Origin of the sequence: Microvirga brassicacearum, from assembly GCF_008757455.1 — a bacterium.
GTDB lineage: Bacteria > Pseudomonadota > Alphaproteobacteria > Rhizobiales > Beijerinckiaceae > Microvirga > Microvirga brassicacearum.
Genome location: NZ_VCMV01000080.1, coordinates 1 through 828 on the forward strand (window position 1 = coordinate 1; position 828 = coordinate 828).

Below are 828 nucleotides of genomic sequence, written 5' to 3' on the forward strand. Positions count from 1 at the left end.
GGTCGCGGTTCACCCGGCTTTCGTGCGCGGCACGACGCCGCGCACGCAACCGGGGGTCGATCTCGCCGTGCTCAAGCTGGAACGGCCGCTCGGCGCCGACTTCACCCCTTATGATCCGCGCCGTGCCGCGACAATCGAAGAAAACGATGTCGTGACCATTGCGGGTTTCGGCCTGCTGGCCGAGAAACAGAATCGCTCCGCCCGCACCTTGCGCGAGACGACGCTCATTGCGGTCGGCATCGTGGAGGTGTCGAACCGGGTCCAGATCGCGGTCGATCGGAACCGGCTGGCCGAGACCAGCGGCGCCGGGGCGTGCCGCGGCGATTCCGGCGGGCCGGTTTTCACCGGCGCCCGCCAGAATTATCGCCTTTCGGGAATCGTAAGCTGGTCCAGCGGCGCGCTGAAGACCAGCGTACCGAGCGCATGCGGCGGGCTGACCGCCATTACCCCGCTCGCCGACCATCTCGCCTGGGTGATGGATGCCACCCGCCGGCTCGGTGGGCGGGAAGGCGCGTGGACGAAACAATGACGGACCCCTGCTCTCCTCCCCCTTGCGGGGAGGAGCTGGAGGTGGGGGTGCAGCACCGAACCAACACACGATGGCTCCGACACCCCCACCCTGGCCCTCCCCGCAAGGGGGAGGGAAACCCGCGCTGGATCGAGAGTGCGTCGGGTGTGGCCAATCGCAGGCAAACGACGCGGAAGCCCCCACGGGCTCTCCTCCCCCTTGTGGGGAGGAGTTGGAGGTTGAGGTGGGGGTGCAAGCTCCACGCTGGACTCAACTTGGCGCCGCCCCCCCACCCTGACCCTCCCCGCAAGGGGGAGGGA

Annotated in this window: 1 protein-coding gene; it reads left to right on the forward strand. The window is 68.7% G+C overall.

The window, feature by feature from the left end; all coding sequences use genetic code 11:
- A partial coding sequence (locus tag FEZ63_RS24510) for a trypsin-like serine protease (RefSeq protein WP_150950033.1) occupies positions 1-529 on the forward strand: 529 nt, incomplete at its 5' end.
- Between the last annotated feature and the right edge of the window lie 299 nt (positions 530-828).